Annotated in this window: 11 protein-coding genes; 7 read left to right on the top strand and 4 right to left on the bottom strand. The window is 63.5% G+C overall.

Going from position 1 to position 13,200, the window contains the following annotated elements; translation table 11 throughout:
* Positions 1–47 precede the first annotated feature (47 nt).
* From A7Q26_RS17815 to A7Q26_RS17805, 3 genes are all read right to left on the bottom strand, one after another.
* Positions 48–1,172, bottom strand: a complete 1,125-nt coding sequence (locus A7Q26_RS17815) for a VIT1/CCC1 transporter family protein (RefSeq protein ID WP_066862207.1) — start codon at positions 1,170–1,172, stop codon at positions 48–50.
* On the bottom strand, positions 1,169–2,206 hold the full coding sequence (locus A7Q26_RS17810; protein ID WP_066862204.1) for a zinc-dependent alcohol dehydrogenase family protein: 1,038 nt from the start codon (positions 2,204–2,206) through the stop codon (positions 1,169–1,171). The genes A7Q26_RS17815 and A7Q26_RS17810 overlap by 4 nt, the downstream gene beginning before the upstream one ends.
* A gap of 180 nt (positions 2,207–2,386) precedes the next feature.
* Positions 2,387–2,590, bottom strand: coding sequence for a hypothetical protein (locus tag A7Q26_RS17805; protein ID WP_157102599.1), 204 nt, complete (start codon positions 2,588–2,590; stop codon positions 2,387–2,389).
* A 246-nt stretch (positions 2,591–2,836) separates the two neighbouring features.
* Here A7Q26_RS17805 and A7Q26_RS17800 point away from each other — a divergent pair, with 246 nt between their 5' ends.
* The 7 genes from A7Q26_RS17800 (at position 2,837) to A7Q26_RS17765 (ending at position 11,334) form a co-directional block, all read left to right on the top strand.
* Complete coding sequence (locus A7Q26_RS17800; protein ID WP_084439190.1) at positions 2,837–3,427, top strand: HdeD family acid-resistance protein; 591 nt, start codon at positions 2,837–2,839, stop codon at positions 3,425–3,427.
* A 47-nt stretch (positions 3,428–3,474) separates the two neighbouring features.
* The gene (locus tag A7Q26_RS25310; protein ID WP_025291849.1) at positions 3,475–3,969 is read left to right on the top strand and encodes a hypothetical protein; all 495 of its coding nucleotides are present in this window, start codon (positions 3,475–3,477) and stop codon (positions 3,967–3,969) included.
* 171 nt (positions 3,970–4,140) lie between these two features.
* Entirely contained in the window at positions 4,141–5,151 is a 1,011-nt protein-coding gene (locus tag A7Q26_RS17790; RefSeq protein WP_025291848.1) for a zinc-dependent alcohol dehydrogenase family protein, read from the top strand.
* A 631-nt stretch (positions 5,152–5,782) separates the two neighbouring features.
* Positions 5,783–7,219 carry a group II intron reverse transcriptase/maturase gene (gene ltrA, locus A7Q26_RS24810; RefSeq protein WP_232313873.1) on the top strand — a complete coding sequence of 479 codons (1,437 nt, stop codon included), beginning with the start codon at positions 5,783–5,785 and terminating at the stop codon, positions 7,217–7,219.
* A gap of 493 nt (positions 7,220–7,712) precedes the next feature.
* Positions 7,713–9,104 carry an NAD-dependent succinate-semialdehyde dehydrogenase gene (locus tag A7Q26_RS17775; RefSeq protein WP_025291846.1) on the top strand — a complete coding sequence of 464 codons (1,392 nt, stop codon included), beginning with the start codon at positions 7,713–7,715 and terminating at the stop codon, positions 9,102–9,104.
* A gap of 77 nt (positions 9,105–9,181) precedes the next feature.
* Complete coding sequence (gene adhP / locus A7Q26_RS17770; protein ID WP_025291845.1) at positions 9,182–10,213, top strand: alcohol dehydrogenase AdhP; 1,032 nt, start codon at positions 9,182–9,184, stop codon at positions 10,211–10,213.
* A gap of 26 nt (positions 10,214–10,239) precedes the next feature.
* Positions 10,240–11,334 carry an Acg family FMN-binding oxidoreductase gene (locus A7Q26_RS17765; RefSeq protein WP_232313850.1) on the top strand — a complete coding sequence of 365 codons (1,095 nt, stop codon included), beginning with the start codon at positions 10,240–10,242 and terminating at the stop codon, positions 11,332–11,334.
* A 251-nt stretch (positions 11,335–11,585) separates the two neighbouring features.
* On the opposite strand, the gene A7Q26_RS17760 is transcribed toward A7Q26_RS17765, so the two are convergent.
* The gene (locus A7Q26_RS17760; protein ID WP_066862187.1) at positions 11,586–13,172 is read right to left on the bottom strand and encodes an alkaline phosphatase D family protein; all 1,587 of its coding nucleotides are present in this window, start codon (positions 13,170–13,172) and stop codon (positions 11,586–11,588) included.
* Between the last annotated feature and the right edge of the window lie 28 nt (positions 13,173–13,200).

The following is a 13,200-nucleotide window of genomic DNA, read 5'->3' as shown; positions in this document are numbered from 1 at the left end:
GTGCAGCGGGAACACCTCGCCCATCTCCCGCACGATGATGGAGGCGCTCAGCCGAGCGAAACGCCCACGATTGCACCCGCGCCATAGGTGACCACGGCGGCGGCAATCCCGATGGCGAGTTGGCGGACCGCCGAGAACAGCCCGGAGCGGCCGGTAAATAGACTTGTGCCGGCACCGATCAGCGCGAGAGCAAGGCCGCTGGCGGCCAGGCTGACAATCAGCGCCGGTCGCCCGGAGAGCAGCAGGAACGGCGCCACGGGGATGATGGCGCCGCCCGCAAAGAGCAGGAACGACCAGCTCGCCGCCATCCATGCGGACCCGCCGAGTTCGTCCGGATCGATCCCCAGTTCCTCGCGCGCCAGCGTGTCGAGCGCTGTTCCTTCATTGCTCAGCAGCCGCTCCGCCAGCGCGCGCGCCTGCGGTTCGGCAATGCCCTTGGCCTGATAGATGAGGATCAGTTCCTCCTTCTCCTCCTCAGGAACCTCGCGCAGTTCCTCTGCTTCGGTCGCGATCTGGCTCTGGTAGAGTTCGCGCGAGCTTGTGACCGACAGCCATTCGCCCATCGCCATCGAGCAGGCGCCCGCGACAAGACCGGCAAGCCCCGTGAGCAACAGCGTATTGTCCGCCGCGGCGGCGCCGGCCACACCCATCACGAGGCTGAGATTGGAGACGAGGCCGTCATTGGCTCCGAGCACGGCGGCGCGCAATGTGTTGCCACCGCCGCGGTGGCGTCCCTCGAGGAGGGCGATCGTCGGTCCTGAAAGACCTCCTTTACCGGCGGCGGCCCGCATCAGCACGGCATGCGATCGCTCATCGGCCGGTAGCCCGGCGGCCTTCGCATCGGGCTGTGCGTCATAGGCCGTGCTGCCACGCGCCTCGCTGGCCGCGATCGCCGGTAGGACGAAAGCCGGTCCCAATCGCTTCGCCAGCCAGGAGAGGATGCGTGCGCTTGCGGAGGGAGCAGGCGAAAAATGGTCGCCGCCGGCTTCGATCCGCTTCCGCCAGAACTCGCCATGGGCCTGCTCGACCGCGGCGAGCCGGTGGAAGACCTCGGCCAGTTTCGGATCGGCTTCGCTCTCGGCCAGCGCCGCATAGATCGCCGCGCCGTCGACCTCGCCCTGGAGATTGGAGCGATAGCGCGGCAGGGCGCCAGGGTCGGTCCCGGTGGTCAAGCTTCTATGATCACTTTCAGCGCCTGGGTCGCCGCGGCGCGGCCGAAGGTGTCATAGGCGTCAAGAATGTCCGCCAGCGCGAAACGATGCGTGATCAGCAGCTTGGGATCGATTTTCTTTGATTGGACCGTCTTGAGCAGCATCGGCGTCGTCGCGGTGTCGACCAGCCGCGTCGTGATCGAGATGTTTTGCGACCAGAGCCGCTCAAGATGGAGATCGACCTTGGAGCCGTGGACGCCGATATTGGCGATCACGCCGCCAGGCGCCACGATGTCCTGGCACAGCAGGAAGGTGGCGGGAATGCCCACAGCCTCGATCGCGGCGTCGACGCCGCGTCCCTCGGTCAGCGCCTTCACCGCGTCCGCCGCTTTCCTGTCGGCGCTGTTGACGACATGCGTCGCGCCGAAACGGCGGGCGACTTCCAGTCGGTTGTCGTCGAGATCGATCATGATGATTTGAGCGGGAGAATAGAATTGCGCCGTCAGCAACGTCGCCAGCCCGATCGGACCCGCGCCGACGATGGCGACGCTGCCCCCCGGCGCGACCTTTCCGTTGAGCACGCCGCACTCGAAGCCGGTCGGCAAGATGTCGCTCAACATCACCAGCGCCTCCTCATCAGCGCCTTCGGGGATCGGGTAAAGGCTGGTATCGGCATGGGGGATGCGGACATATTCGGCCTGGGTGCCGTCGATCTCGTTGCCGAGGATCCAGCCGCCGGTGGTGCAATGCGAATACATGCCGCGCCGACAATAGTCGCACCGGCCGCAGGCGGTGACGCACGAAATGAGCACGCGGTCGCCCGGCTTGAAGACGGAGACCCCCGCGCCGATCGCCTCGACCACGCCCACGCCTTCATGACCCAGGATGCGGCCCGGTGCGCAGGTCGCGACGTCGCCCTTCAGGATGTGCAGGTCCGTCCCGCAGATCGTCGTCCGAGTGATGCGAACGACCGCATCGCCGGCGTCGCGGATTTCGGGCTTGGGCCGGTCCTCGAGCGCCTTGGCGCCTGGACCCTGATAAACGAGCGCTTTCATGGACAAACCTTTCTGTGACCGAATATTGGACATGTGCCTCGACGCGGCCCTTCAGGACCGGTGATCAAGACCAGCGATGTGAACCCGGGCTCGCGTCGAACCTATCCGTAGATTAACGGATCGAACCCTGTCGGCGTCTCGTGACCTCCGCGACAGGGTTCGGCTTCCCCGTGGGGCTGGCTAGATGACGAGTCCAAGGACAGCGCCGAACAGGATATCCGACGGCTGCTCGGTGTGATCGGCGTGGCGCCGCTGCACATAACCAACGTCCGGCTCGCCCGCGCCGTCGAAGCCGCCACCCACGAGATGAAGCTTCTCGAAATTGGTGATGTCGTGGCCCTGACATTCGCATCGCGGACCAGAAACCACTGTTGCCAAGGACATCGTCCCGCTGCCTACCTGGAGGCTGTGGCTGGTCGCATATGGCTATGGGTCATGGGTCGGATATCTTACCGGGTGTGACTTCTGGCGGCTCCTGCGACAGTACGAGAACCTGGTTTGAATGTTGCGCTGAACTGAACGGTTGGGGGGCGGCGCCAATCCGTAGATAAACGGAATGTGCTGGAGATCGCGGGAGTCTAGCAAGCGGTCGTTGGGCGTTGGACCGTAGAGGCATAGGAGTCGAACATCATGATCTACACGCAAGGATCGCGCTTCGGCGGCAGCCCGGCTTCGCTCGAGCAGCGCGGCGCATGGGGCTGGTTCGTGGCGCTCGGCATGGCGCTCGTTCTGTTGGGCGCCTCTGCGTCCGCAAACCTGTTTATCACGACCGTTGCGGCGACTTTCTACGTCGGGGCCGTCATGCTGGTCGCTGGCGCGTTCCAGATTATCCATGCCTTCGGCGTCAGAAAAAGGACGCGATTCACATTTTGGGCTCTCAGCGGATTACTTTATCTTGCGGCCGCTGCCGCGATGTTCCTCGATCCCGTGTTCGCGGCCACCCTACTGACCCTGTTCCTCGCCGTCTCGCTCGGACTCTCCGGCGTTCTGCGTCTCTTCATCGCGCTTACAACGCGCTCGCTCTCCCGTTGGGGGTGGATGGCCGTCTCGGCCGTTGCGAGCATCGCCGCCGCGCTGGTGATTGCGCTTGGCTGGCCGGTTAATTCGATCTGGGTTCTCGGGATGGTGCTGTCCATCGACCTGCTGTTCCAGGGGATCGCCCTCCTCTTGATCGGCCTGTCCCTGCGTAACGCCACGTTCGGCACGCGCGCTTCGGGCTGACGCTAGGGCGCAACGGGCAATCGGATCGATCCTAGGCACGATCGCCCATGATGGGTGAGCCAGACTTCGCAGAGCTGTTCACGGCCAAGCTCATCACGGTGCAGCGCGAAGGCTACGGCTTTTCCGCGCTTAAGGAAGATGCGGTGGCCGCGCTGACGTTCGCGGTCGTCGCCCTACCGCTTTCGATGGCGATCGCGATCGCCTCGGATGATGCCGGATCGGGGCCCCGCCGGGTCAAGGGCGTTGGCGTACCCGACGCCCAGCAATCAGCAATGGCGCTGGATATTCGCCAGCCTCGGAAGGGCCGCTGGTTCGTCACAGAGTCGCTGCACATCGGCCGGAATGCTTGCCCTCGTCGTCTGCTATCGAACTTCGTCGAGGTGATGTGCATGTCCGCTTCGCACACCGGCTCAGGCCAGCAACATCCCATCGGATCGAAGGCGGCGATAAGCATCTGCCGCTTGGAAAGCATTGTCGGCCCAAGACGAGTGCCATGCAGTTCGGGAAGGGCAATTTCAACATGGACCACGAGAACAGACTGATCGCCGCCCTCGATGATCACAACAAGATCCTTCCCCATACCGGCCTCTCAGGCAGGTTGATATAAGTAGGGGATGCCGCGTCGAATCCGCGACCAACCTGGTAAGTTTACTTAGCGCGATGCCCGGAAAGCCGTGCGAGACTGATAGTACCGCCAATGATAGGATCGTGACATGGGCCAGATGCATGCCATGCAGCTCGACGGACCCGGCAAGCCGCTGCGCATGGTCGCGCGGCCGTTGCCCGTTGCCGGTCCGGCGGATCTCCTGATCAAGGTGGCGGCCTGTGGTGTCTGCCGCACCGACCTCCATGTGCTCGACGGGGAAATCCCCGCCCATTACCCGATCATCCCGGGTCACGAGATCGTCGGCCGGGTGCTTGCCGTGGGCGAAGAAACCGCAGGTTTCGCGATCGGCCAACGCGTTGGCGTTCCGTGGCTCGGCTACACCTGCGGCGTCTGCGGCTATTGCAGGAGTGGGCACGAAAATCTCTGCGATCAGCCACAGTTTACCGGCTGTACCCGCGATGGGGGTTATGCCAGTCATGTCGTCGCGGACGCACGCTATTGCTTCGCGTTGCCGGACCGCTTTACCGACGTCGAGGCAGCGCCGCTATTGTGCGCGGGGCTGATCGGCTGGCGCGCACTGCGTCTTGCCGGCGACGCCCGGCGGATCGGGCTGTACGGTTTTGGCGCGGCCGCGCACATCCTCACCCAGGTCGCGACATGGCAGGGGCGTGAGGTCTATGCCTTCACTAAGCCGGGCGACGAAGACGGACAGGCGTTTGCTCGGTCGCTTGGCGGCATTTGGGCCGGGTCGTCCGAGGCCGCGCCTCCGGTTCAGCTCGATGCCGCGCTGATCTTTGCGCCCGTAGGGGCGCTGGTACCGGCCGCGCTGAAGGTCGTGCGCAAGGGTGGACGCGTTGTCTGCGCGGGCATTCATATGAGTGACATTCCTGCCTTCCCCTATGCCGATCTCTGGGGCGAGCGCTCGATCCTCTCGGTCGCCAACCTGACGCGCGAGGATGGCACTTCCTTCTTCGAGATGGTTGAAAAGGCGGGGATCAGGACCGTGACCGAACGGTTTACGCTGGAGCATGCGAACGAGGCATTGCAACGGTTGCGCGAGGGTCGGTTGATAGGTGCTGCGGTAATCTGTCCCGATCCGGAGAAATTTCGTTCCTGAGAAGCTTACGCGCGTGCGTGACGGAAATCGCCGGCACCGCGTTCTTCGACGATTTCAACGCCTGCAAGAACACTATCATCGCGCCGGTTGCATCGTGCATCTTTGGGCCTGCGAGCACATCGACAAATCGCGGGGGCGCCAGCGCGGCGCGACGGCGTTGCCGAGGTGTGCCGGGCATGGGCACTGGATTTGAGGTGAAAGTCCTTTACGGGGCGAGTTGGTAGCAACCGTAAGTCGAAGGCAACTGCACGCAGCGTGCCCGTCGGGAGACGGCAATGCGCTGATGCCGCGAGGTCGTGTGGGGAAGAAGTCTTAGGCGAACCGCAGCACCGAACGCGAGTAAACCCTTGGACAGGCCGATCCGGTCGGGTGAGCGTGCCTCATAACGCGACGCCCAAAATCCAACCGAGACCGGGGCGGTAATGAGGGCGGCGGCGGCGGGACATTCAGTGTTCTTACCCCGGGAGATCTGTTGGGGTCCGCGTGAGCGGTAAGCGGGCAGGAGGAAACGACGACCGCTGACGCCCCTGCAGAAGTCGGATCTCTCCGTAGGAGCGATGAAGCCGGTGAAAGTCGGCTGAGCAAAGGGAGAGATGGGTTGAGAAGGAAAGGGCATCATCAATTGGGCTTCGTGTTCGCCGACAGCCCGCGAGGGGGTGGCGATGAAGGAGGCTCGGGCGAACCCGAGCATCGTTCATGGCTACTGCACACAGCGAAGCACAAAACCATGGCAAGTTCTTTCACCCGGGCAGCCGATTCGGATCGGCTGCTGGAAGCGGTGGCATCCGAGGCAAATCTCGCCCGGGCGCTGCTGTCTGTTGTACGCAATAAGGGTGCACCGGGAATTGACGGCCAGACGGTTGAGGAGGCCGAAGCGAAAGCTCCGCGTCTACTGGCCGACCTGCGTCGTGAACTGTTGGCGGAACGCTTTTACCCAGGGGATATTCGTCGGGTCTGGATTTCCAAGCCCGGAGGAGGTCAGCGCGGTCTTGGCATTCCCAATGTGAGAACGAGGGTGGTTCAACAAGCGGTCCTCCAGATTCTGGAGCCAATATTTGAGCCAACCTTCCATCCCGGCAGTCACGGGTTCCCTCATAATCGCGGTGCTCACACGGCAATTGGTGAAGCAACCGGATATTTGGAAGAGGGCTTCCGGACGGTGGTCGATCTGGATCTGGCGCAATTTTTTGACCGGGTTCATCACCAACGCCTGCTGGATCGAATGAGCCAGCGAGTGGCCGACCGGCGGATCCTCAACCTGATACGACGAATGCTGAAGTCAGCCGTGGTGATGCCGGATGGCACACGTATCGAAGTTGTTGAAGGAACCCCGCAAGGCGGTCCGCTTTCGCCATTTTTGTCGAATATCGTCCTCGACGAGTTCGATCAGGAAATGGCGCGGCGTGGGTTGCGTTTTGTTCGCTACGCTGATGACGCCAACGTCTTCGTGCGCAGCGAGAGAGCCGGGATCCGGGTCATGTCATCTCTTCGGCGATTTCTGGAGGAGCGTTTGCGCCTTCAGGTCAATGAGGAGAAAAGCGCGGTCCGGAAACCGGAGCAGGTCCACTTCCTCGGCTTTTGCTTTCGCTGTACGGAGGGCGTGTCCTCGATCGAGGTCGCGTTATCCAGCAAGACGAAGCGTCGGTTGATGACGACCATACGGGAAATGACTCCACCCAATTGGGGGAGATCAATCATGACCTGCATGGCCGAACTCAGTCGATACCTGAACGGATGGTCGGCATATTACCGCCTCTGCACCGCAGAGGTCCCGTCGGAACTGGGGGTCATCGACGCCCACGTTCGCCGCCGGCTCAGGGCGATCATCGTACGTCAAAAGAAGCGTCCGCGCTTCTTGTTCCGGTACCTGTTGTCACGCGGGGTCAGTCGTCAAGCGGCGGCTGGAACCGCTTTTTGCGGCAAGGGGAGCTGGGCGAAGTCAAATCGTCCGGGGATTGTGAAGGCTTATCCTCCTTCATGGTTCCACGAACGGCTGATCTCGCTCAAAACTCGATGGCACGAGTTAAACCCCCCACGGGTCAATGACCAGTTTGTACTGGCGCTCTGATATCAACCCAAAGAGCCGGATGCGTGGTCCGCATGTCCGGTTCTGAGAGAGCCGCGGTGGAGTAATCCGCCGCGGCTACTCGACGGCCGGCGGACGGCCCGGCCCGCCTGGGCCAGTGCCCACATATCGCCCTGACCCTGACTGCGCTGGCCGGACTTGCCGCGGCGCTCGTCGTGCCGTTCCTGCCTTGGCCGGGGTCGCTCAGCTTCGCCGCCCCAACAGCAGCGGTGATTGGGGCCATCGCGTTAATGGCAATGTCTATCTCGCGAGCGCCGAACGGCTCAGGCGGTTTGCGCTGCGCAGCGCGGCCTGACAGCCGCGCCGGCGCTCGGTGCCCCGGCTAAGTAACATTCCGCATAGGGACAAACGCGCCGAAGGCTCATCAAGCGTGACGGGAGGGCGCTCCGCATCGCTGCGGGGCATAAGATGACTTCGTCGAGGGCGGACCACACCCGATCCAGTGGTCCCTCCACACGAAAAGAAGGACAGCACGATGACCTATGCCACCACCAATCCCTATTCCGGCGAGGTCCTGAAGACATTCCCGGACGCGACCGATGACGCCGTCCTGTTCGCGATCGGGAGGGCCGACCACGCTTTCCAGTCGTGGCGGCATAGTGCGTTTGCGCGGCGTGCGACGGTGATGCGTGGCGCCGCAGCCATTCTGCGCAAGGACGTGGAGCGCTATGCTCGATTGCTGACGCTGGAGATGGGCAAATTGCTGGCCGAGGCAAAGGGCGAGGTGGAGCTGTCGGCTGCGATCTTCGACTATTATGCCGACAACGCCGAGCGCCTGCTTGCGTCACAGACGCTCCCGGTTGCCGACCCGGCCGAAGGCGAAGCGACACTGGTCCACGAACCGCTCGGCGTGCTGCTCGCGATCGAACCCTGGAACTTCCCCTATTATCAGATCGCGCGGATCATCGCGCCACAGCTCTCGGCGGGCAACACCATGTTGCTCAAACATGCCGCCAATGTCCCGCAGAGCGCGGCGGCATTCGAGGCGCTGATGCTGGAGGCTGGCTTGCCCGAAGGCGCGTTCCAGAACCTTTATGCCACCCGCGAGCAGATCGAATTGATCATCAACGATCCGCGCGTCCACGGCGTCGCCCTGACAGGCTCGGAAGCCGCCGGGGCGGTGGTGGCAGCGCAGGCCGGCAAGGCGCTCAAGAAATCGACGATGGAGCTGGGCGGCGCCGATGCCTTTGTCGTCCTCAAGGACGCCGACCTCGAGAAGACCGTCAGATGGGCGGTGTTCGGCCGGCACTGGAACGGGGGTCAGGTCTGTGTCTCGTCGAAACGCATGATCATCGTCGATGAGGTTTATGACGATTTTCTCGATCGCTATACCAAGGGTGTTGCCGCGCTGCGGATGGGCGACCCGTTCGATCCTGAGACGACGCTCGCGCCGCTTTCGTCCCAGAAGGCAGCGGACGATCTCAAGGACATGATCGCGCGTGCGGTCGAGCATGGCGCCAGGGCAATGCCGGTTGGACCCGACGCGCCCAATCAGGGTGCCTTCGTGCGGCCGACCATCCTCACCGATATCGGCGAGGACAATCCGGCGCGCTATTGGGAATTCTTCGGCCCCGTCTCGATGTTGTTTCGCGCGAAGGACGAGGACGATGCGGTCCGGATCGCCAATGATTCACCGTTCGGGCTGGGCGGCTCGGTGTTTACGTCGGACACGAAGCATGGCGCCGAAGTGGCGCGGCGCATCTCGACCGGCATGGTGTTCGTGAACCACCCGACGATGGTGAAGGCGGACCTTCCGTTCGGCGGCGTCCGCCGCTCCGGCTATGGCCGAGAGTTGCTCGGGCTCGGCATCAAGGAGTTCGTCAACCACAAGTTAATCGACGTCGTCGACATCGACGCCCCCTTTTGAACCTGCTCGTCCGCAGCCTGCCTCACCCCCAGGAGACAGGCCGCGGGCACCCCCTACCCCAATTTCGAGGCACGATCATGGAAAAGACAATGAAGGCGGCCGTAGTCCGCGAATTCGGCAAGCCGCTGGTCATCGAGGAAGTGGCGGTGCGCATGCCCGGCCCCGGCCAGATTCTCGTCAAGATCGCCGCGACCGGCGTCTGCCATACCGATCTCCATGCCGCCGAGGGCGACTGGCCGGTCAAGCCCAACCCGCCCTTCATCCCGGGCCACGAGGGTGTGGGCCATGTCGTCGCGGTCGGCTCCGGCGTCACCCATGTGAAGGAAGGCGACCGCGTCGGCGTTCCCTGGCTCTATACCGCCTGCGGGCATTGCGTGCACTGCCTGGGCGGCTGGGAGACCCTGTGCGAGGACCAGCAGAACACCGGCTATTCGGTCAATGGCAGCTTCGCCGAATATGTCCTCGCCGATCCCAATTATGTCGGCCACCTCCCCGCCAATATCGGCTTCGTCGAAATCGCTCCGATCCTATGCGCGGGCGTGACGGTCTATAAGGGGCTCAAGGTCACCGACACCAAGCCAGGCGACTGGGTGGCGATCTCCGGCATCGGCGGACTCGGCCATATGGCGGTCCAATATGCCAAGGCGATGGGGCTTAACGTCGTCGCGGTCGATATCGACGATGCCAAGCTGAAGCTCGCCGAGGAGCTGGGCGCGACGCTGACGGTCAACGCGCTGAGCACCGATCCCGCGGCGTTCATCAAGAAGGAAATCGGCGGCGCGCAGGGCGTGCTGGTGACCGCGGTCTCGCCCAAGGCCTTCCAGCAGGCGATGGGCATGGTGCGGCGCGGCGGCACCGTATCGCTCAACGGCCTGCCGCCCGGCGATTTCCCGCTGTCGATCTTCGACACTGTGCTGAACGGCATCACGGTGCGCGGGTCGATCGTCGGCACCCGCCTCGACCTTCAGGAAGCGCTGGACTTCGCCGCCGACGGCAAAGTTCATGCGACCGTTGCGACCGACACGCTCGAGAACATCAACGACATCTTCGGCCGCATGCATCGCGGCGAGATCGAGGGCCGCATCGTCATCGATTTCGAGAAGGCATAGGCGATCGCCGGATGAACAGACGGCAGATGGTGATCGGCGGCGGCGTGCTGGCCGTAGGGGGCGCTGCCGCGTTCGGCTTCTCGGACACCGGCTCGATGACCGACTATGCAGCAAGGATGGCGGCGCAGCGCGCCGTCCTTGCGGAGCATCCGCAGCTGGTGGACCTGGTCCGCTATGCGACGCTGGCCGCCAGCGGCCACAACACCCAACCCTGGCGTTTCCACCTCGAACGCCGCCGCATCACGATCCTGCCCGATTTCGAGCGGCGCACGCCGGTCGTCGATCCCGATGATCACCATCTCTTCGTCAGCTTGGGCTGCGCCGCCGAGAATCTCGCGCTCGCCGCCGCCGCTCGGGGCCATGGGGGCGAACTGCGGTTAGACTCCGACGGAGAAGGCGCCGTGCATTTTGACTTCGACACTGCGTCACCGGTGCGATCGTCGCTCTTCGAGGCGATCCCGAAACGCCAGTCGACACGCGCCGATTATGACGGCCGGTCGGTCGCCGCCGCTGATCTGGCTATGCTCGCCGCCGCCGCACAGGTTCCAGGCGTCGATCTGATCTTGCTGTCGGAGCGTTCACGAGTTGAACAGGTGCTCGATCTCGTCCTCGCCGGCAATCGCGCCCAGATAGCCGATCCCGCGTTCGTGCATGAGTTGAAGCGTTGGATTCGGTTCAATCCCCGGCAAGCGCTCGAATGGGGCGACGGGCTGTTCAGCGCCACGACCGGCAATCCGACCGCCCCGGCCTGGTTGGGCAAGTTGCTGTTCGATCTGGCGTTCCGCGTCGCTTCGGAGAATGATCGATACACCAGTCAGATTCGCTCGTCGGCGGGAATCGCCGTTTTCGTGTCGGAGCGCAACGACAAGGCCCATTGGGTGCAGGTTGGGCGCGCATGCCAGCGCTTCGCGCTGCAGGCGACTGCGTTGGGGCTCAAGCACGCCTTCATCAATCAGCCTGTCGAGGTGGTCGCCTTGCAGCCTGAGCTTGCGCGGCTCGTCGGCCTGCCCGGCCGGCGACCCGACGTCGTTCTACGCTTCGGATACGGGATTGAGATGCCTTTCTCCGCGCGCAGACCGGTGAATGCAGTGGTATCGCCGCTATCGGCGCGGTCCGAATAAAGCCCGCGGCTTGCCTTATCATCTCGCCGGCCCTTGGCGCGGCTGGCGGAATCGGGCCCTGCAGCGATATTTACTGGTCGGCGCACTTCGGCGAGGATCGGCTCGTTGCAGCGCACGTTGAGCGGTGTAGGGGCCTTGCCGGGATTGCTCTATCCCGTGCCGGCGAGGCCGATACTGTGCGCCACACCGGAGAGTTGGGTGGCCCGAGCATATGGCGAGGCGGCACTAAGTAAGCGATCGGCGCCGGATGCTTAGCTGACGTGAAGTTTCGATTCGTCCGGGGTTACGGTGAACCGTGTCAGGGTGCTCAGCTTTCCGTCCGGTGACTGCACCTGATCCATGACCTTGACGTCGGTGCGCCACTCTTTGGGCGTCACGTCGAAAGTCTGATAGCCACGCTGCTGATTGACCAAGGCGAAATGGGGGTTGTTGGCCATCAGCGCCCTGCTCGTCGCAGTTTCTCGCGCGCCATCGCCGCCGGATGTAATCGATGTGCCGAGGAACTCGGTGGCAGCCGCAGGGCCGTCCAATTCATCGTCGCGCAGTGGCACCACGCCGACGTTGTGAATATGAGAATCTCCAGTGGCGATCACCACGTTGGTCAGCTTGCGATCTGTGATGGCTTGCACCAGCCGGGCCCGCGCGGCCGGATAACCACTCCAGGTATCAGTGGCCGCCGGTGCGGGCGAGCCATCGGCTGCCCGCCTGACCATCGGCATCACGCGCACCTGCTGGGCGATGAGATTCCAGCGGGCATCATTGCGCAACCCCTCGCCGAGCCAGGTTTCCTGGGCCGAGCCCATGATGGTCGAGTCTGGCGCGTCATGGATCCGGCAGGCGCGCTCGCCCTGCCTCTCGCAGAGTTGATCGCTGCGGTAGCTGCGGGTGTCGAGCACATGCATGCGGAACAGCCGACCATAATCGAGCCGACGATACATGGTCAGGCCGTTGGGACGTGGAAACTGGGCCTTGCGCACCGGCATGTGCTCGTACCATGCCTGCATTGCGGCGTAGCGGCGCAAAAGGAACGCCTCGGGCGGCGTGCCGTCCTGGTCGAACGCCGATGCCCAGTTGTTATCCACCTCATGATCGTCGAATGAGACAATGAAAGCCAACGCATGGTGGGCGGCCTGCAGGTCTGCATCGGCCTTGTACTGCGCGTAGCGGTTTCGATAATCGTCCAGGCTGTAGATTTCATCGCTGGAATGCGTGCGGTCGACGATTTTGCCGGTGCCGTCCGTGATGACGATGCTACTATGACGCCCATTCTCATAGATATAATCGCCATAGTGGAAAATCGCGTCGAGATCCGGCTCCCGGCTCAAATGCCGATAAGCGCCGTACCAGCCTTGAGGGTAGGACTGACAACCGGCGAGCCCGAGACGAACGCGATCCGGCAAGGTGCCGGCCGCAGGCGCCGTGCGGGCCACACCAACCGGGCTCGGCTCGGCACCTTCGACCAGGAAACGATACCAGTAAGGCCGCCTGGATTGCAGCCCTTCCACCTCGATATGGACGCTATGAGCGAGTTCGGGACGTGCGATCGCTTCACCGAAGCGGACGATCCGGGCAAAATGCTCGTCCTCGGCCACTTCCCAGCGGACCGGAACGCCCAGCATCGGCATGCCGCCATGCTGCTCCACCGGGCTGGGGGCAAGGCGCGTCCAGATCACGAAGCCGTCTGGCCAGGGATCGCCCGAAGCGACGCCCAGAGAGAAGGGATAGTCGGCGAATTTCGGGCTGCCCCAAGCGCTCTCGATCGGGCTCAACCCCGCGAACAGGACCAGGCCTCCCGCCCTCACCAGCAGCTTGCGACGATCGAGGTTGTACTGTGCCATCGGGTCGTTCCATTCGGTTGGAGGTCGT

It is taken from the genome of Sphingobium sp. TCM1 (assembly GCF_001650725.1).
Lineage (GTDB): Bacteria > Pseudomonadota > Alphaproteobacteria > Sphingomonadales > Sphingomonadaceae > Sphingobium.
The sequence above is the reverse complement of the archived record's forward strand: the minus strand, read 5'-3'. Positions and strand labels throughout refer to the sequence as shown.

Bases quoted from the DNA above. Each gene is read 5' to 3' on its own strand.
- adhP (WP_025291845.1), top strand. From the start codon at position 9,182: ATGGAAAAGACAATGAAGGCGGCCGTAGTCCGCGAATTCGGCAAGCCG.
- A7Q26_RS17810 (WP_066862204.1), bottom strand. From the start codon at position 2,206: ATGAAAGCGCTCGTTTATCAGGGTCCAGGCGCCAAGGCGCTCGAGGAC.
- A7Q26_RS17765 (WP_232313850.1), top strand. From the start codon at position 10,240: ATGGTGATCGGCGGCGGCGTGCTGGCCGTAGGGGGCGCTGCCGCGTTC.
- A7Q26_RS17800 (WP_084439190.1), top strand. From the start codon at position 2,837: ATGATCTACACGCAAGGATCGCGCTTCGGCGGCAGCCCGGCTTCGCTC.
- A7Q26_RS17760 (WP_066862187.1), bottom strand. From the start codon at position 13,172: ATGGCACAGTACAACCTCGATCGTCGCAAGCTGCTGGTGAGGGCGGGA.
- A7Q26_RS17805 (WP_157102599.1), bottom strand. From the start codon at position 2,590: ATGTCCTTGGCAACAGTGGTTTCTGGTCCGCGATGCGAATGTCAGGGC.
- A7Q26_RS25310 (WP_025291849.1), top strand. From the start codon at position 3,475: ATGATGGGTGAGCCAGACTTCGCAGAGCTGTTCACGGCCAAGCTCATC.
- A7Q26_RS17790 (WP_025291848.1), top strand. From the start codon at position 4,141: ATGGGCCAGATGCATGCCATGCAGCTCGACGGACCCGGCAAGCCGCTG.
- A7Q26_RS17775 (WP_025291846.1), top strand. From the start codon at position 7,713: ATGACCTATGCCACCACCAATCCCTATTCCGGCGAGGTCCTGAAGACA.